This window comes from Halomonas rhizosphaerae (assembly GCF_030012485.1).
Lineage (GTDB): Bacteria > Pseudomonadota > Gammaproteobacteria > Pseudomonadales > Halomonadaceae > Halomonas > Halomonas rhizosphaerae.
Genome location: NZ_JASCQQ010000026.1, coordinates 81,385 through 98,894 on the forward strand (window position 1 = coordinate 81,385; position 17,510 = coordinate 98,894).

A 17,510-nucleotide genomic window follows, 5' to 3' on the forward strand; every position below is an offset into this window, starting at 1 on the left:
TGGGAACCGGCGTTTGAATGCGGCCGGCTCCCCCTTCCGACGGGCCCGGGCATCCGCTATCGTGGTTCCGTCGTCACCCACGAGGTGAAACCACCAACAACACGGGAAGACACCCATGAAACTTCACAAGATCCTGAGTCTCGGCGTGTTCGGCGCCGCCCTGGTCGCCGGCAGCGCCAGTGCCGAGGTCCGCGACATCCGCATCGGCGTCGACGTGCCCTACGAGCCCATGGAATACCGCACCCCAGAGGGCGAGCTGACCGGGTTCGACATCGACCTGGGCAATGCCCTGTGCAAGGAGATCGGCATCCAGTGCGAATGGGTCGTGCAGGGCTGGGACGGCATCATCCCCGGCCTCCAGGCGCGCAAGTACGACGCCATCATGTCCTCGATGACCATCAACGAGCAGCGCCGTGAACAGGTGCTGTTCTCCGAACCCTACATCACCCCGCCGTCGGCCTGGTTCGCCCCCGCCGACGTCGAGATCGGCACCCCGTCCGAGGAGACCCTCGACGGCCTGACCCTGGGCGTGCAGCGCGGCACCCTGCAGGACAACTATGTGACCGACCTGTACGGCGACGTGGCCGACGTCAACCGCTACGCCACCGCCGACGACATGGTGCTGGACATGGACTCCGGTCGCCTCGACGCCGTCTTCCTCGACTTCCCGATCGGCAAGTCAACCCTCCTCGACAGCGAGGCCGGGGACTACAAGCTGGTCGGCGAGAAGATCACCGAGCCCAAGGAGTACTTCGGCGAAGGCTTCGGCATCGCCTTCCGCCAGCGAGACCAGGAGCTGGCCGAGGCCTTCAACGCGGCCCTGGCGACGCTGAAGGACAACGGCACCTACGACGAGATCCACGAAAGGTACTTCAGCACGGACTGACCCGAGCGGCTCAGCTGCCAGCCGACACGACCGGGGCCCCAGTGGCCCCGGTCCTGCGTTCGGGCCCGACCCTCAGGGCGGGGCCTGGGGGGCGTTCTCGCGCCTCTGGATGGCCCGGCGCATGAAGGCCAGGATCCAGCGCACCATCAGGGTGTCGTCCACCGGCGCCGAGAGCGACGCCTCCCCCTCGCGTACCCGGTGGTGGCCGACCAGGTCGGCGCGCAGCGCCATCAGGTCCCGGGAGTAGGCCCGGGTGAACTCGGGATGGCCCTGCACGCCGAGGAAGTGCTCGCCGACCTGCATCAGGTAGGCCGGGCAGAAGTCGCTGCCGCCGAGCACCCGGGCACCCTCCGGCAGCCGCTCCACCTGGTCCTGGTGGCTCACCAGCAGGTCGAGTCCCGGCTGCCAGGGCGTCATCCAGTCGGCCCGCTCGGTGACTCGGTTGAACGACATGCCCACGCCCCAGCCCTTGCCGCTCTTCGCCACCTCGCCGCCCAGCGCCCTTGCCATCAGCTGGTGGCCGAAGCAGATGCCCACCAGCGGCTTGCCCGCCGCCCAGAGGGCGCGCACGAAGGCCTCGAGCGCGGCGATCCAGGGCAGGTCGTCATTGACCCCGAACTTCGACCCCGTGGTCAGCCAGGCGTCCACCGCCTCGATGTCGTCGGGGATCTCGCCGTCCAGGCAGCGCCAGACCCTGAACGCCAGGCTCGGGTCGACGCGATGGAACAGCACCTCGAACATCTCGGGATAGTTGCCGTGGGTCCCGCGCAGCTCCGGTGCCACGTCGTCACACTGCAGCAGTCCGATCACCATGCCCTGCCCTCCCCGCGTCATCTCGCCCCCTGCCTCAAGCCCAGCACCGCGGCGCCGCGGCCGGCCACCCGCTCGACCCGTTCAGAGCCGGCCCTCTACGGCCGCCACGAAGAGGTCGCGGTACGCGTCGGCCGTGAAGGCGACGGGGTTGGTCCCCGAGGAGGGATCCTCCACCGCCATCCGCCCCACCCGGTCAGCACGCCCGGTGTCGATGCCCAGCTCGGCCAGGGTGTGCGGGATACCGAGCCGCTCGCGCAACTCCAGCACCCAGTCGATCACGCTGGCCGTCCCCGGCTGGGCCAGGGCGAGGTAGCGCCCCAGGCGCACCATGGGCTCGCCGATGGCCCGCTCGTTGGCGCGCAGCACATAGGGCATCAGCACCGCATTGAGGGTGCCGTGGTGGGCGTCATGCAGGGCCCCGAGGGGATGGGCGAGGGCGTGCATGGCGCCCAGGCCGCGCTGGAAGGCGGTGGCGCCCATGCTCGAGGCCACCAGCATGTTCATGCGCGCCTCCAGGTCCCCGCCGTCGGCATAGGCCCGGGGCAGGAAGTCACGCACCCGCCGCACCCCCTCCACGGCGATACCCTCCGCCATCGGGTGGAACTGCCGCGAGCACCAGGCCTCCAGGCAGTGGGAGAGCGCGTCCATGCCGGTGGCCGCGGTGATGGTCGCCGGCAGGCCGATGGTGAGCTCCGGGTCGAGGATGACCCGGTCCGGGAGCATGCCGGGATGGAAGATGATGCGCTTGACGTGGGCCGCCTCGTCGGTGATCACCGAGGCGCGCCCCACCTCGGAGCCGGTGCCGGCGGTGGTGGGCACCGCCACGCAAGGCACGATGGCCGCGCCGTCGGCATGGGTCCAGTTGTCGCCCACGTCCTCCAGCGCCCACAGCGAGAGCCCCTCGCGCTGGCGGGCCATCAGCGCCACGGCCTTGGCGGCATCGAGCCCCGAGCCGCCGCCGAAGGCGATCACCCCATCGTGGCCGCCGTCGTTGAAGGCGGCCACCCCGGCCAGCACGTTGGCCCCGGTGGGGTTGCCCTTGATCTCGCTGAACACCCCGATGGCCAGGCCATCGGCCCGGGCCAGGTCGAGGATGTCGCGCACCATGGGCAGGCCGGCCAGGCCCGGGTCGGTGACCAGCAGCGGCGCGGTCATGCCCAGTTCCCGGCACAGCCCGGGAAGCTCACGGATACGGCCGGGCCCGGTGAGGATGGGGGCCGGGTAGTTCCAGCCCATGCGGTAGTGGTCGGGATCGAAGCTCATGGGGACCTCCGCCGTCAGGCATGCTTGAGATGGAAGGACTTGGGTCGGGTCAGGGTCTCGTAGCCCAGCCGCGACAGCGAGCAGCCGCGACCGGAGCACTTGACGCCCGTCCAGGCCAGCTCCGGGTCCAGGGTGTCGCAGCGGTTGGTGAAGACCGTGCCGGCCTCCAGCCGCCGGGCAATGGCCTCGCCGGCGACGAGGTCGCGGGTGAACACCGCCGCGGTCAGGCCGAAGGCACTGTCGTTCATCAGCGCGATAGCCGCCTCGTCGTCGGCCACCGGCATGACGCCGACCACCGGGCCGAAGTTCTCCTCGGTCATCACGCGCATGGTGTGGTCGACCCCGGTCAGCAGCTGGGGCGCCAGGTAGGCGCTGCCCGGTACCGAGAGCGGGTAGTCGCCGGGGTCGATCCAGGCCGTGGCGCCGGCCGCCACCGCCTCCTCCACCTGGCCGCGCACGAAGTCCGCCGCCGCCGGCCTGATCAGCGGGCCGAGGGTCGTCGCCGGGTCGGTGGGATTGCCGAGCCGGAGCTGGCGCACCCAGGCCACCGAGCGCTCGACGAAGGCGTCGTGGATCGAGGCGTCCACGTAGAGGCGCTCGATGGCGCAGCAGCTCTGCCCCGAGTTGAAGAAGGCCCCGTCCATCACCCCCTCCACCGCGGCGTCGAGATCGACATCGGCGCGCACGTAGGCCGGATCCTTGCCCCCCAGTTCCAGGCCGGTGGCGATGAAGCGCCCGGCGGCGTTGCGCTCGACCATGGCCCCGCCCGCCAACGAGCCGGTAAAGGCGACGTGGTCGACACGCGGGTCACGGATCAACGCCTCGGTGTCGGCGTGGGAGAGGTGCAGGTGCTGGAAGACGCCTGCCGGCAGCCCGGCCTCGTCGCAGGCCTGCTGGAGGCGCTCGGCACACAGCGGCGTCTGGGCGGAGTGCTTGAGGAGCACGCTGTTGCCGGCAATGATCGCCGGGACCAAGGCGTTCACCGCGGTCATGTAGGGGTAGTTCCAGGGCGCCACCACCAGCGACACCCCCAGCGGCTCGCGGGTGATGTAGCGCGTGAAGCCGGGCTTCTCTGCCAGGTGGATCGGCGCCAGCGCCTCCTCGGCCAGGGCGATCATGGTCCGCGCCCGCTCCTCGAAACCGCCCACCTCGCCGGCGGCCGCGGCGATGGGCCGCCCCATCTGCCAGGTCAGCTCCTCCGCCAGGACGTCGCGGCGGGCCACGAAGGCATCCACCATGCGCGAGCAGAGACGCGCGCGCTCGTCCAGCGGCACCTCGCGCCAGGCACGCTGTGCCGCCACCGCCCGCTCGAGGGCCGCCTCGATGGCCGCCGCGGAGGCCTGTTCCCGCTCGACGTAGACCGAGCCGTCCACCGGTGAAATCGTGCGTTGTATGGCCATGCTACCCTCCTCGGACAAATGACAGGTCAACCGGTGTCAGCACTCGCGGCTGATCCGGCGACAGGTCTCGAAATGTCGGACCATCGCGGGGGCGCTGTGAATCCCTCCCTGGACGCTACCGATGCCCCGCTTCGCTCTCGCGTCCCGCTCCACTTGCAGGTCCGGTGCTGGCCATCCTTGGCCAGCCCGTTCGGAGCAGTGCTCCTCACCCCTGGCATAGGACCCCCGCTACGACCTGTCCCCGGCGCCGCTCGGCGCTCAGATGATCTCGAAATAGCGATCCAACTCCCAGTCCGTGATATGGCGCCGGAACTGGCGCTCCTCCCACTCCCGGGTCGCCGCGAAGTGCTCGACGAAGTCGTCGCCGAAGAGGTCGCGGGCCGCCGCACAGCCCCGCAGGCGCTGGGCAGCATCCCACAGGGTGCGGGGCAGCGCCTGATGCGGCGGGTGCTGGCGATCATAGGCGTTGCCCTCGACCGGCGGGTCGGGCTCGAGGCGCTGCTCGATGCCCCAGAGCCCCGAGGCGATGGCCGCGGCCATCGCCAGGTAGGGGTTGGCGTCGGCGCTGCCCAGCCGGTATTCGACCCGCTGGGAGGCCTCGCTGCCGGGAATCACCCGCAGCGCGGTGGTGCGGTTCTCGACGCCCCAGGTGGCATCGGTGGGCGCCCAGAAGCCGGGGATCAGCCGGGTGTAGCTGTTGATGGTGGGCGCGAACATCGCCAGCAGCTCCGGCATCAGGGCCTGCTGGCCGGCCACGAAGTGGCGCTGCAGGTCGCTCATCCGGTCCGGCGCCGCGGCATCGAAGAAGGCCGAGGCGCCACTCCCGGCGTGGCGCAGCGACAGGTGGACATGGCCGCTCTGCCCGGGATAGTCCGGCGACCACTTGGCCATGAAGGTCGCCATCAGGCCGCGACGCTGGGCCCACACTTTGGTGAAGGTCTTGAACAGCGCCCCCTTGTCGGCGGCGGCGAGCGCCTCGTCCACCCCGATGGCCGCCTCGAGCACCCCGGGGCCGGTCTCGGTATGCAGCCCCTCGATGGGGAAGTCCATGACCTCGGCCATGGCCAGCAGCTCGTGGTAGAGCTCGCCATGCACCGAGCTCCTGAGCATGGAGTAGCCCATCATGTCGGGGGTGAACGGTCGCAGGTGGCGAAAGCCCTTCTCGCGGACCGATTCCGGCGTCTCATGGAAGAGGAAGAACTCGTACTCCAGGGCGGCGCGGGCCGTGAAACCCATCGCCTCGGCCCGGGCCAGCACCCGCCTGAGCAGGCCGCGCGGGCAGATCGCCTCGGCGGAGCCCTCGAACTCGGCGAGGAACAGCAGCATGTCGCCCTCGGCGGGCACCTCCCGGCAGCTCTCCGGCACGATCCGCAACGGCGCATCCGGATAGCCGGTATGCCAGCCGGTGAAGCGCACGTTGTCGTAGAGCTCGTCCTTGCTGTCCCAGCCCAGCACCACGTCGCAGAACGGGAAGCCCTTCTCCAGGGAGGCGAAGAACTTCTCGCGTCCCATGTACTTGCCGAGCATCACGCCGTCGATGTCGAACATCCCCACCTTGACGTGGCTGAGGCCCCGGGACTCGACGATGCGGCGTGCGTCCTCGGCACTGGCTACCGCTCTTGGCTGCAATCGGCTCATGGCACCTCCTCATCCTGCCTGGTCCTGTCCCGCCGCCGACGAACGGCGACCCTGCGGGGCGGGCGACATAGGCCGCACCACCCCGTCCACTGTTCAGGAGTAGCGGTAGGGAGGGCCGGCCTCCTGCATGGTCTGCCGATAGTCCTTGAGGATCTGCACCACCCGGGCGCTTCGCTCGCTCTCCTGGGCGATCTCGTCCCAGAACGCCAGCGCCTCGTCCTCGATGGTCTGCCACTCCTCCTCGGGGATCGAGGTCAGCTCCAGCTTGCCGCCGGTAGTGCGGTAGTGCGCCTCGCCCCACCAGTACCAGTGCTGGCGATAGTAGTGGGAGCTGTCCATGCATAGCCGGAACAGGGTCTTGAGGTGCTCCGGCAGTTCCTCCCAGCGCTCGGTATTGGCGAAATACGACCCGGCCCAGGCGCCGGAGATGTTGTTGGTCAGGTAGTAGTTGCTGACGTCGGCCCAGCCCACGGTGTAGGCCTCGGTGATGCCGGCCCAGGCGATGCCGTCGAGCTCGCGGGTCTGCATGGCGACCTCGATGTCCTCCCAGGGCAGGGTCACCGGCACCACTCCGAAGCGGCTGAGGAAGCGCCCCGCCGTGGGGAAGGTGAAGACACGCTTGCCCTCCAGATCCTTGATGCTGCGGATCGGGTCCCGGGTAACGAAGTTGCAGGGATCCCAGGAGCCGGAGCCTAGCCAGGTCACGCCCTCCACCTCGCCGTAGGCCTCCTCCCAGATCTCCTTGAGGCCGTAGTGGTGGAACAGCGCCGGCACGTCGAGGCTGTAGCGCGAGGCGAAGGGGAAGTAGCCGCCGAACACCGAGACATCCACCGGGGCGTTGATGGAGTCGTCATCGCTCTGCACGGCATCGATGGTGCCGCGCTGCATGGCACGAAACAGCTCCCCGGTGGGTACCAGCTGGTCGGCGTAGTAGAGCTCGATCTCCATCTCGCCGTTGGCGGCCTTGTTGAAGGCATCGATGGAGGGCTTGATGACGTGCTCGGCCAGCGCCGGGCCGGCATAGGTCTGCAGGCGCCAGCGGATGGGGCTGGACTGCGCCTTCACGTAGGGGGCACCGACGGTGGCCGCCCCGACCGTGGCGGCGGTGGCCACCCCGGCCTTCTTGAGGAAATCGCGACGGTTGGTCATGGTTCTTCTCCTGCGATGGTGGTTGTTGTTCGGCAAGGTCGTTGCAGTCGCGTGTCGGCACCTCCTTGGGCGCGCTCGCCCCGGTCGCTCAATAGCCGCGATAGAGCTGCGGCAGCCACAGTGCCAGTTGCGGAAAGGCGGTGATCAGCGCCAGCCCCACCAGCATGATGCCCACGAAGGGCCAGACGCTGCGGTAGATGTCCCCCAGCGAGATCTCCGGCGGCGCCATGGCCCGCATCAGGAAGAGGTTGTAGCCGAAGGGCGGGGTCATGTAGGCGATCTGCACGGTGATGGTGTAGAGCACCCCGTACCAGATCGGGTCGAAGCCCAGGCTGATCACCAGTGGCACGTAAAGCGGCGCGACGATCACCAGCATGGCGGTATCGTCGAGGAACATGCCGAGCAGGATGTAGGAGAGCTGCATCATCACCAGTATCTGCCAGGGGCTCATGCCGATACGGTCGAGAAAGAGCCCCTCGATGGCGCGCACGGCACCCAGCCCGTCGAACACCGCCCCGAAGCAGAGCGCCGCGAGGATGATCCACATGAACATGCAGCTGATGCCCAGCGTCTTGTGTAGCGTCGCCTCCATCACCTTGCCGTTGAGCCGGCGCTTGGCCAGCGCCGCCAGGGTCGCTGCCAGGGCGCCGACGGCCGAGCTCTCCACCAGGCTGGTCACGCCCATCAGGAACAGGCCGGTCATGAAGAAGAAGATCAGCAGCGGCAGGATGCCGGCGCGCAGCAGGCGCAGCTTCTCGGCCAGTGACAGGTTGCGCTCCTCGGCGGGCAGCGCCGGTCCCAGGTGGGGCTGGAAGTGGCAGCGCACGACGATGTAGAGCACGAAGAGTCCGGCCAGGATCAGCCCGGGGATGGCCCCCGCCAGCCACAGCTGGCTGACCGGCTGGCGGGCGATCATGCCGTAGAGCACCAGCACCACGCTGGGCGGCACCAGGATGCCGAGGGAACTGCCCGCCTGGATCACCCCGGTGACCATGGTCTTGTCGTAGCCGCGGCGCAGCAGCTCGGGCAGCGCGATGGTGGCGCCGATGGCCATGCCCGCCACGCTCAGGCCGTTCATCGCCGAGATCACCACCATCAGGCCGATGGTGCCCACCGCCAGCCCTCCCTTCAGAGCACCCATCCAGACGTGGAACATCTCGTAGAGCTCGCCGGCAATGCCCGATTCCGAGAGCATGTAGCCCATGAAGATGAACAGCGGCAGGGTCAGCAGCGGATACCAGTTCATCAGCTGGATCGCCGCCGTGAACGGCATCTCCACCCCGCCATTACCCCACAGCAGCAGCGCCGAGGCGGCCCCGACGAAGCCGATGACGCCGAACACCCGCTGCCCGGTGAGCAGCAGCAGCATCATGGTCGAGAACATCAGCGCGGCGATGGTCTGGTAGGTCATTCGATGACCTCCCCGCGGATCCGCGCGATGTCCTTGAAGAAGGTCGAGAGACACTGCAGCAGCATCAGCAGGATGCCGAAGGTCATGATGATCTTGATCGGCGCCAGGGGCGGGGCCCAGGTGGTGTAGCTGGTCTCGCCGTAGCGCAGCGCATAGCCGGTGCTGGAGATGCCCCCCGCCAGCAGGGCCCCGAGGAAGACGAACAGCAGCAGCATGGTCATGACATCGACCAGGGCTCGCGTGCGAGCGGACCAGCGCGAGTAGAAGAGGTCCATGCGCACGTGGGAATCGAGCTGCATGGAGTAGGCACCACCCAGCAGGTAGTAGCTGGCCATCAGGAACTGGGAGACCTCGACGCCCCACACCAGCGGGCTGTTGAACAGGCTTCGCGAGACGGAGGCATAGAGCAGCACGCCGATCATCACGAAGATCAGCAGCATGACCAGGCGCCCCACCCGACGGTTGAAGGCATCCACCCAGCGCACGTAGCAGACGATGGCTCTCGGCATGGTGTTGTCGTTGTTCAGGGCCGACGATGCCTGGAGTCTTGGCAGGCCCGGGAGGAACCGCAAGGAGCATCGGCTTCGACAACGGATGCACTATCGACAGAACCGATAATGCGCACCAGGGAGGCCGCACCAGACGCCTTGCCCCGTCAGGGGGCAGCGTCGCGGCGACTCAGCCGTCGAAGTGGATCCCTTGGGCCAGCCAGGGCAGCTCGCGGGTGATCTCGGCCAGGAAGTGGCGCTCGAGGAGGCGACGGCTGTCGCTGGCCAGCAGGGCCGGCAGGTCGCCGAGCTCGTCGCGGCGCGCGACCAGGGTCAGCTGGCGGGCGAAGGGGCCGGTGGGCAGGGGCGCGACCCGCACTCGTAGCCCCGTCAGGCCCGCCTGGTAGAGACACAGCGGCGTGGTGATGGTCCAGCCTGCCCCGGCACTCACCAGGCTCAGCAGGGCGAAGGTATTGTCCAGGTGCAGGCGTGCCGGCAGCTCCAGCTGGTTGAGGCGAAGGTGGCGCTCGATCGCCTGGCCGATCAGCGACTGGGGGGTATAGCGCATGAAATCGAGCTGGCGGGCCAGCCAGCGCAGGTTGTCCAGGGGTCCGGGCACCTCCTCGGGCACCACCAGCACGAAGGGCTCGCCGAGCACGGCGTGGCGCTCCAGGCCGTCGTAGTTCTCCAGCCGGTCATCGGAGATGATGATGTCCACATGCCGCGTGAGCAGCGCGTGGCCGTGCATGTGCGAGAGCCCGGTGGTGAGGGTGTAGTCCCCGGTGTGGCGCCGGATCACCTCGATCAGCGGCTGGCCGACCGCGGTGGCCAGGGAGTCCACCAGCGCCATGCGCACCTGGTGCAGCCGTCCCGCCGCCCCGGAGAGCAGCTCGCGCCGGGTGGCCCGGGCCTCCTCGAGCATCCGCCTGGCCCGGTCGTGGAACAGCCGCCCGGCGCTGGTGGGCTCCAGCGGCCGGCTGTGGCGCTTGAACAGGGCCACCCCCAGGGCATGCTCCAGGTTGGCGAGGCACTGCGACACCGAGGACTGCGTCAGCCCGAGGCGCCGGGCGGCGGCACTCTGGCTGCCCTGCTCGAGGGCCTCGACGAAGATCTCCATGCTGCGCAGGTCGAATCCGAATCCGTTTCGCATCCCGTGCTCTCCCGGCACCTTGCTGTCGCCGAATGGCGACCGGGAACTCCCGGCGGCGGCTCCGGTCAATCGGTCCGCATCGTCACGCCAGGGAGGTTCCGATGACCCCACAGGGAAATGCCACCGCCGATGCCACGGCCCATGCCGTGACGGGCAGCCCCCGTCCCTCGTCCACCTGGACCGGCTGGGGACAGTGGCTGGCACTGATCACCATGACCGTCGACCACCTGTCCCGCTACATAGTACCGGACGCCTGGGAGCTGGGCTGGGCCGGCTCTTCCATTGGCCGCATCGCCTTCCCGCTGTTCGCCGCCATGGTCGCCTGGCACGGGCTCTTCAACACCCGCAACCCGCTGCGCTATGCCCGGCGCATCCTGGTGATCGGCCTGGTCGCCCAACTGCCCTACATGCTGATGCCGCGCGCCTCCGACGCCCTGATCCTCAATATCTGCTTCACCCTCTCGCTGGGCCTGACGGGGGGCGTCTGGCTGCGCGGCCTGTCGGCGCGCCTCGCCGCCGGCACCCTCGGCCCGCCGAGGCTGGTCGCCGAGGCCGCCGTTGCGTTGGGCGTGTGGTGGCTCGCCGGCCTCTGGGTCGAGTACGGCCACCATGGCCTGCTGATGATCCCCCTCTACATGCTGGCCATGCAATACCTGCACCTGGCCGGAAGCGCGCTCGTCGACCGGCTGAAGGCCACCGCCATGGCCCTGCCGGTGCTGGCTGTCGCCGGCCTGATGAACAGCTCCGACATGGCCAAGTCGTTCACCGTCGCCACCTGCCTGGCGGCGCTGCTGCTGGCCGCCGGCGCCCACCGCCTGACCCCGGCGGTCCCGATGGCCATGCCGCGCCGGCTGTGGCTCGCCTGGTACCCGGGCCACTTCGCGGCGATGGCGCTGTGGCTGTGGCTCGTCGGCCAGCTCGGCTGAAGGCCCCACCGGGCCACCAGGCGGCGTCCGTCAGCGGAGCACCCGCCTGACCAGCAGCGGTCCGAGGATCTCGAAGACCACGGTCGAGGCCACCACCGCCGAGAGCAGCACCGGGCCGTGCTCGGGAAAGCGTTCGGCGGCAAGCAGCGCCATGCCCATCGCTACCCCCGCCTGGGGGGTCAGCGCCAGGCCGAGGTTCCCCGGCAGCTCGGCCTGGCGCTCCCGGGCGAGGCGGACACCGAGCATGCCCCCCAGGTAGCGCCCCGCCAGGCGCAGCAGGATGTAGGCCAGGGTCAGGCCGAGCGCCTCGTCCAGGTGGTAGAGATCGACGCTGGCGCCCGAGAGCACGAAGAAGAACACCAGAAAGGGCCACTCGATGTGCTCGATCTCGTTGAACGAGCGGGTGTGGTGGCGGGAGAGGTTGGCCACCAGGGCCCCGGCGAGCATGGCGGCCAGCAGCGACGAGACCCCCAGCCAGGCGGAGGTTCCTGCCAGCAGCAGGATCAGCGCGATGGCCTCGACCTGGGTCGGCTCCCCGCGGCGCAGTCGGCCGGTCAGCCAGGCAGCCGGCAGCCCGATCGCGGCCCCCAGCAGAATTGCTCCGCCCAGTTCCCAGGTCGCATGCAGCAGTGCCAGGCCGCCATCGCCCGAGAGCCACCAGCCGAGCAGCGCCATGGCCAGGCCGAAGGCCAGGATGCCCCAGCCGTCGTCGATGGCGACGATCCCCAGCAGCAGTCGGGCGCGCAGTCGGCTGTCGCCGCTCTCGTTGACCGTCTCGCTGACCGCCGCGGGGTCGGTAGCCACGGAGATGGCGGCCAGCGACACCGCCACCGCCAGCGGGAATCCCAGCGCCAGCAGGCCGAGGCCGACGGACAGCACTCCGGCCAGGATCACCGACAGCGAGACGATCAGTATCAGCGAGCCTGTGCTGCGCAGGCGATCCAGGGTCAGTTCCCCGCCGAGCAGGAAGGCCACCATCACCAGGGCCACCTGGATCAGCGGCTCGGCCAGGCCATCCAGGGGCCGGGCACCGGGCTGGTCCAGGCCCCATTGCTGGATGACCGCCACCCCGACGCCCACCAGCACCAGCAGCGAGATGCGCGGCAGGCGGGTTCGGCTGGCCACCACGTCGGCGAGGATACTCGTGGAGAGGATCACCCCCAGCAGCATCAGGCTGGCCGCGGCAAAGCTCGGATCGACGGGCAGCCAGGAGAGTGTGTCGGGGAGAGTCACCGTGTCGTTTCCTCATCGCTCGGGGGCGGGTAGTCGAGCGCCCAGCCTAGCATGGAGACGCAACCGCCTAGTCGACCAGCCGGCCGATCCGGAAGCGCTCCAGCATGCCCTCGGCGAAGCTGCTGTGGGGCCGACCGGGGCGCTTGTTGTCCCAGGCATCGCTGGCATCGCGGCCGCACCACTCGAGGATCACCGCCGCAGGGGTCGGGTGGTCGGCGATGAAACCGGTGACGTCGTAGACCGTGCCGTGGATGGCCTTCCAGCAGCTCTCGGCGCTGTCGTGGCGAGCCAGCTCCTCGCGGGTGATGGTCTCGGGGTCGCCGGGGACCGCCGCATCCGGCGAGGAGAGCGCATGGATCGATACCAGGGTCAGCACGCTGGAGAGGAAGGCGACGAAGGCGGTGTAGGCGAAGGTGTTCACAGGAAACCGAGGACCTCGCTATGGATGCGTGAGCGTGGCACCCCCTGGCCGACGAGCAGCCGCCTCAGGTGGGCGTTCATGGCCGGCGGGCCACAGAGGTGGATCTCCCGCGCGGCGACGTCGGGGCAGTGCGCGGCGAGGAAGGCCACGTCGAGGGTACCCCGCTCGAGGTAGTAGTGCGCCACCACCGAGAAGCCTGCCAGCCGCTCGGCGATCGATTGGAGCTCGTCCAGGTAGTAGGCCCGCTCCGGGCGGTTGGCCAGGTAGACCAGCAGCACCTGCCCCTCCACCGCTCCCCTCGCCAGCAGGTCGCGGGCCCCGCCGACGAAGGGCGTGATGCCGATGCCCCCGCCAAGCCAGAGCCGGTGGCGCCCCGGCGGATGACGGCCGAAGAAGTCGCCGTAGGGACCCTCGACCCGCGCCATCGAGCCCGGCGTCACCGACTGTAGCGCGTGGCTGGCATCCCCCAGGTCCTTGATGCCGATGCGCAGGCGGTCATCGGCCGGGGCCGAGGCGAGGGTATAGGGATGCTCCTCGCCACGGCCGGCCGAGAGCGTCTCGTCCAGCGGGGCCAGGTAGACGAACTGGCCGGGCTCGTGGACCAGCCGCCGCCCCTGCGGGGCGAGCACCAGCTCCACCACCCCCCGGGCCAGGGGCTCCACCGCCTCGATGCGATAGGCCAGTCGCGCCCGGGGCGAGCCCAGCTTGCGCCAGGCGATGGCCGTCAGGCCTGCCAGCCCCAGCAGCCACCAGGGCCAGGCCTCCCCCGCCAGCGGCAGGGCGTGGGTCAGGGCCAGCAGCAGGGCGGCGGCCGACACCAGGTGCAGACGCTTCCAGGCCTGGTAGCGGGGCCGGCCGAAGAAGCCGAAGGTGGGGGCGAGGAACAGCACCATCGCCAGCCAGGCCAGCCAGCCGAGCCAGATGGCGCCTCGGGAGAAGGGCGGAAAGAGCACCTCTACCGCCACCGGCAGTCCCTGCGGCACCGCCGCCAGTGCCAGCGCCAGGGCGTGGACCATCAGCAGCACGAAGGCGCCGAAGCCTAGGGCGTGGTGCAACCGCCAGACCCGGGCCAGCCCCCCGAAGGGACGGTCCCACCCCGGCACCCGGACGCTGATCGCTGCCGCCAGCAGCATCATGGCAAGGCCCAGGATTCCCGTGGCACGGCCAGCCCACGCCAGCCAGTCGCCGGCATCGTTGGCGGGCCACCCCAGCCGCGGCAGGGCCACCACCAGCGGCAGCAGCACGGCCACCGCCAGGGCGAGATCGCCCGCTCTCGGATGGTGTCGCATCCTCCCTCCCCTGCCCCGGTGTCATCCTCCCATTGTTGTCCTGATGGTGCCGGGATCAATGGAAAGCCTCGCAAGTCGACGCTTCCTTGATCCCGGTCAGCCAGGACAGGCCAGGGATACCGAAGGCCTCGCCATCAAGGCATGTGACGCCTTGTCGCACCCGGCTTGACCTGTGTCATGCCATGGGGATCGCCAGGGTCCACACTGAAGGTCCGACACATCACCTTACTCCCTGATTCAGGAGGTCACATGGCACGTCAAGACAAGGGCGCCACCCCCTGGCTGGTCCTGGGGTTGCCCGTCGCGCTGGGCCTCGCCTGGATCACCCAGGGAACCGGGGTGATCGAGGACGACCCGGAACGCAACATCTCGATCCCCGATGAGCTGACCCTGCCGCTGCAGGTCCAGGCCGCCTATAACGAGGAGCAGATCTACTTCAGGTATCGCTGGCCCGCAGAACAGGCCCATGTCTACCATGACATGCTTCGCTACACGGATGGCGAGTGGGTCCGCCACGGCAACTCCCGGCCGGGCCCCGATCCCGATGGCACCTACGAGGATCGGGTCGCCATGCTGGTGGACGACGGCGGCGTCCCCGACTTCGGTCGCTATGGCGGCTACATCACCGTGGGTGACCGGATGCGCTTCTTCAGCGACTCGGCGAGCCCGGCCGAGGTCTCGGAGCACCCCCACCTCGGGCAGCAGCTGGGGCACAGCGACGTCCGCAAGTACCTGCCCGCCACCCGCACCGACCAGAACGACTGGCGAAGCGTGGCGGATGCCGATGTCCTCGCCGCCCAGCGTGAAGCCGGCTATTTCCTCGACCTCTGGCACTGGCGGGCCGGGCGCTCCAACCCCATTGGCGCCTCGGATGACCAGTGGGTCGGCGAATACCGCAACAGCGATGCCGGCTCGGGGCCCTATACCACCAACTGGGATGGCGACAACGACCAGCCACTCTGGATGCTCGACCCCGAGGAAACGGGCCAGCGTGCCTTGCGCTGGGAGGACGTGGTATCCGGAGAGGTCGATTTCGACGGCCTTTACTACCTGTCGGAAGAGAACCGGACCGACTTTGATCCCGACCATGACTGGCAGGAGGGTGACGTGATCCCTCGCCGCCTGCTGCGCCAGCCCGAGGGCTCTCGGGGCAGCATCGCCGTCCACGGCCAGGCACGCTGGGAGGACGGCTACTGGGACGTGACCCTGGTGCGCGACCTGGACACCGGCAACCCGCTGGACGACAAGATCCTCACCGAGCAGGGGATCTATGACGTCGGCATCGCCGTCTACCGCAATGCCACCGGCAGCCGCTGGCACTATGTCTCCCATCCCTACTCCCTGGGGCTGGGGCGTGATGCCGACCTCCAGGCCGTCAGTTTCTCCGGTAGTTCGCCCGACTGGAGCGATGACTGGTTCGACATGACCCTCTTCTATCCCGGGCAGGTTGACTGGCCGCTGCTGATCAGCCGCGCCCATGCCGGTGCGGAGGACATCGCCGAGGGCACCCCGGTGCGCGCGCGCCACAGCGAGAAGCAGCTGGCGCTCTATGGGGTGGAGATGGAGTTCAATGACGCCATCACCTGGCGGTGGTGGATGACCCTGTTGGCCGGACTGGTCGCCATGCTCGGCGTGACCCTCGCCCTGCTCCCCGGCTTCCGTTCGACTCGTGAAGGAGACCGCTCATGACCGGCATGCACCATATGCTCGTCCACTTCCCGGTAGGCTTCTGGGCACTCGCCACCCTGATGATCCTGGTCGGCGCCCTGCTGCCCGGCCGGATGGCCGAACTCAGTCGCGCCGCCCTGCTGCCGGTCCTGGTCCTCAGCCTGCTCGGCGCCCTGGCCGCCATCGTCACGGGGTTCCTGGTCTGGCCACTGGAGGCCAGCACGCACAGTCCGCTGGCCCGCAATCACATCCTGATGGCACTCTGGTCGCTGGGTATCTTCGCCATGCTGACCGTGCTCGTCTGGCGCGCGGGCAGCGCGGCCTTCGACGGAGCACGGCGCTGGGTGCTGGTGATCCTGGCATTGATCGGCGGGCTCTTCTTCGCCGCTGCCGGCACCCTGGGTGGCCATCTTGTCGGTGCTCCGACGCTGTTTTCCGATGTGCTCGGCCTGATGGGGTGGGAGGTCTATACCACCTTCTACAGCCCTTTCTGGGTCAGTGCCGTGATGGTGCTCATCGGGATCGCCTGTGCCGTTGTGGGGCTCAAGGGGCGCCGCACCGCCAGCTGATCCCCCACCCTGCCCTGCCGCCATGAAGAAGGCCCCGCATCAGCGGGGCCTTCTTCATGGCGGCGGACTAACCCGGCCTACTCGAAACTGAAGCGCGGTGCCGGGGCGTCCGGCAGCAGGGCTGCGCAGGCGCGCACCCGCTCCAGCAGCGCGCCGTGAGTGGGCGCCAGCAGGTTGACGTGGGCCAGCTTGCGACCGGGGCGCTCGCTCTTGTCGTAGCGGTGCAGGTGGGCATCCGGCAGGGCCAGGATCTCGGCCGCCTCGCCCTCCCGGCCGATCACGTTGACCATGCAGGTCGGCATGCGCGCCGTGGTGTCGCCCAGCGGCAGCCCCTGGATGGCACGCAGGTGGTTCTCGAACTGGCTGGTCACCGCGCCATCGATCGACCAGTGGCCGGAGTTGTGCACCCGGGGCGCCATCTCGTTGGCCAGCAGGCTGCCATCGGCGCACTGGAAGAGCTCCAGGGTCAGCACGCCCACGTAGTCGAGCTCGTCGAGCAGCGAGCGGATGTAGCCGTCGGCGACCCGCTCGACCCCCTCGTCCAGGTCCGGCAGGGGCGCGATGGAGTAGCGCAGGATCCCGTCCACGTGCTGGTTCTCGGCCATGGGATAGAAGGCCACCTCGCCGTCGCGGCCACGCACGGCGATGATCGACACCTCGCGCACGAAGTCGACGAAGGCCTCCACGACCAGCCGCGGGTGGTTGATCGCTCGCCACGCCTCGTGCGCCTCGGCCGGGTCGCGGAGTACCGCCTGACCCTTGCCGTCATAGCCCTCGGTAACCGACTTGGCCACCACCGGGCAGCCCAGCTCGCGGGCCGCGGCCTCCAGCTCGTCGGCGTGCTCGACCAGGCGGTAGGCGGGGGTGGGGATGCCCAGGCGATCGAACAGCGCCTTCTCCTCGGCGCGGTTCTGGCAGACGCGGATCGCCTCGCTGGAGGGATAGACCGGCCTGACCTCCTCGATGGCCTGGACCAGCGAGACCGGCAGGTGCTCGAACTCGTAGGTCACGAGATCCACCTTCTCCAGGAAGGCCTCGAGATGCTTGCGGTCGGTATCGATCATCACGTCCCCGATGCCGGCACTGGGGTGCCCGGTGGTGTCGAGGAAGGTGAAGTGGTTGGCCAGCGGATAGCCGGCGAGCGCCAGCATCCGGCCGAGCTGGCCGGCACCCAGGACTCCGATATTCATGGTTGGCTCCTCACTC

At 69.2% G+C, this 17,510-nt stretch carries 16 protein-coding genes; 4 read left to right on the forward strand and 12 right to left on the reverse strand.

Annotation, left to right across the window (positions count from 1 at the left end; all coding sequences use genetic code 11):
* Nucleotides 1-115 precede the first annotated feature (115 nt).
* Complete coding sequence (locus QLQ86_RS10855) at nt 116-886, forward strand: transporter substrate-binding domain-containing protein (RefSeq protein WP_282735237.1); 771 nt, start codon at nt 116-118, stop codon at nt 884-886.
* Between the two features lie 72 nt (nt 887-958).
* Here QLQ86_RS10855 and QLQ86_RS10860 read toward each other — a convergent pair whose 3' ends face one another.
* The 8 genes from QLQ86_RS10860 to QLQ86_RS10895 all read right to left on the reverse strand — a co-directional run bounded on the left by QLQ86_RS10860 (nt 959) and on the right by QLQ86_RS10895 (nt 10,198).
* A complete protein-coding gene (locus tag QLQ86_RS10860) occupies nt 959-1,699 on the reverse strand; it encodes a glutamine amidotransferase-related protein (protein WP_282735236.1) in 741 nt (246 codons plus the stop codon).
* 81 nt (nt 1,700-1,780) lie between these two features.
* Nucleotides 1,781-2,962: an iron-containing alcohol dehydrogenase gene (locus QLQ86_RS10865; protein WP_282816930.1), complete on the reverse strand. Its 1,182-nt coding sequence runs from the start codon at nt 2,960-2,962 to the stop codon at nt 1,781-1,783.
* A 14-nt stretch (nt 2,963-2,976) separates the two neighbouring features.
* The gene (locus QLQ86_RS10870; RefSeq protein ID WP_282816931.1) at nt 2,977-4,362 is read right to left on the reverse strand and encodes an aldehyde dehydrogenase family protein; all 1,386 of its coding nucleotides are present in this window, start codon (nt 4,360-4,362) and stop codon (nt 2,977-2,979) included.
* Between the two features lie 258 nt (nt 4,363-4,620).
* Nucleotides 4,621-6,000, reverse strand: a complete 1,380-nt coding sequence (locus QLQ86_RS10875; RefSeq protein WP_282816932.1) for a glutamine synthetase family protein — start codon at nt 5,998-6,000, stop codon at nt 4,621-4,623.
* A gap of 93 nt (nt 6,001-6,093) precedes the next feature.
* Nucleotides 6,094-7,149: a TRAP transporter substrate-binding protein gene (locus tag QLQ86_RS10880; RefSeq protein ID WP_282735232.1), complete on the reverse strand. Its 1,056-nt coding sequence runs from the start codon at nt 7,147-7,149 to the stop codon at nt 6,094-6,096.
* An 88-nt stretch (nt 7,150-7,237) separates the two neighbouring features.
* Entirely contained in the window at nt 7,238-8,560 is a 1,323-nt protein-coding gene (locus tag QLQ86_RS10885; protein ID WP_282816933.1) for a TRAP transporter large permease, read from the reverse strand.
* Nucleotides 8,557-9,069, reverse strand: coding sequence for a TRAP transporter small permease subunit (locus QLQ86_RS10890; RefSeq protein WP_282816934.1), 513 nt, complete (start codon nt 9,067-9,069; stop codon nt 8,557-8,559). Before QLQ86_RS10890 ends, QLQ86_RS10885 begins: the two co-directional genes overlap by 4 nt.
* Nucleotides 9,070-9,238: 169 nt before the next feature.
* Nucleotides 9,239-10,198, reverse strand: coding sequence for a LysR family transcriptional regulator (locus QLQ86_RS10895; RefSeq protein WP_282816935.1), 960 nt, complete (start codon nt 10,196-10,198; stop codon nt 9,239-9,241).
* A gap of 101 nt (nt 10,199-10,299) precedes the next feature.
* Between QLQ86_RS10895 and QLQ86_RS10900 the strand changes: the two genes are divergently transcribed.
* A complete protein-coding gene (locus QLQ86_RS10900; protein WP_282816936.1) occupies nt 10,300-11,124 on the forward strand; it encodes a TraX family protein in 825 nt (274 codons plus the stop codon).
* A gap of 30 nt (nt 11,125-11,154) precedes the next feature.
* On the opposite strand, the gene QLQ86_RS10905 is transcribed toward QLQ86_RS10900, so the two are convergent.
* The 3 genes from QLQ86_RS10905 to QLQ86_RS10915 form a co-directional block, all read right to left on the reverse strand.
* Nucleotides 11,155-12,357: a cation:proton antiporter gene (locus QLQ86_RS10905; protein ID WP_282816937.1), complete on the reverse strand. Its 1,203-nt coding sequence runs from the start codon at nt 12,355-12,357 to the stop codon at nt 11,155-11,157.
* Nucleotides 12,358-12,424: 67 nt separating this feature from the next.
* Complete coding sequence (locus tag QLQ86_RS10910) at nt 12,425-12,778, reverse strand: cytochrome b5 domain-containing protein (protein WP_282735226.1); 354 nt, start codon at nt 12,776-12,778, stop codon at nt 12,425-12,427.
* A complete protein-coding gene (locus tag QLQ86_RS10915; protein WP_282816938.1) occupies nt 12,775-14,067 on the reverse strand; it encodes a ferredoxin reductase family protein in 1,293 nt (430 codons plus the stop codon). The genes QLQ86_RS10910 and QLQ86_RS10915 overlap by 4 nt, the downstream gene beginning before the upstream one ends.
* 249 nt (nt 14,068-14,316) lie before the next feature.
* Between QLQ86_RS10915 and QLQ86_RS10920 the strand changes: the two genes are divergently transcribed.
* Together QLQ86_RS10920 and QLQ86_RS10925 are read left to right on the forward strand one after the other, a co-directional pair.
* A complete protein-coding gene (locus QLQ86_RS10920) occupies nt 14,317-15,756 on the forward strand; it encodes an ethylbenzene dehydrogenase-related protein (RefSeq protein WP_282816939.1) in 1,440 nt (479 codons plus the stop codon).
* Nucleotides 15,753-16,304, forward strand: coding sequence for a DUF2231 domain-containing protein (locus QLQ86_RS10925; RefSeq protein WP_282735223.1), 552 nt, complete (start codon nt 15,753-15,755; stop codon nt 16,302-16,304). Before QLQ86_RS10920 ends, QLQ86_RS10925 begins: the two co-directional genes overlap by 4 nt.
* 77 nt (nt 16,305-16,381) lie before the next feature.
* On the opposite strand, the gene QLQ86_RS10930 is transcribed toward QLQ86_RS10925, so the two are convergent.
* On the reverse strand, nt 16,382-17,494 hold the full coding sequence (locus QLQ86_RS10930) for a 5-(carboxyamino)imidazole ribonucleotide synthase (RefSeq protein ID WP_282735222.1): 1,113 nt from the start codon (nt 17,492-17,494) through the stop codon (nt 16,382-16,384).
* Nucleotides 17,495-17,510 lie beyond the last annotated feature (16 nt).